The sequence below is a fragment of the Streptomyces zinciresistens K42 genome, assembly GCF_000225525.1.
Taxonomy (GTDB): Bacteria; Actinomycetota; Actinomycetes; order Streptomycetales; family Streptomycetaceae; genus Streptomyces; species Streptomyces zinciresistens.
In genome coordinates, this window is sequence record NZ_AGBF01000523.1 from 1 (window position 1) to 203 (window position 203).

General features: G+C 66.5%; 1 protein-coding gene. It reads right to left on the reverse strand.

The window, feature by feature from the left end; all coding sequences use genetic code 11:
* Positions 1-68: 68 nt before the first annotated feature.
* Positions 69-203, reverse strand: a 135-nt coding sequence (locus SZN_RS37840; RefSeq protein ID WP_007506888.1) for a DUF397 domain-containing protein, incomplete at its 5' end; no start/stop codon positions are given.

Sequence of the window (203 nt, forward strand, 5' to 3'; positions counted from 1 at the left end):
TTTTGCGCCAGGAAGCGTTGTTCAGGTCGTGCTCGGGCATGGTCTGTGGTCCTCTGCTGCCGAGCGGGTCACTTCAGGGATGTGAGGAACGCGTCCCAGGCGGGGTTGGGGATCAGGAGGAGGGGGCTGTTCGCGGCGAGTTTGGAGTCGCGGACGGGGATGACGCCGGGGACTTGGGAGGCGACCTCGACGCAGTCCTCGCC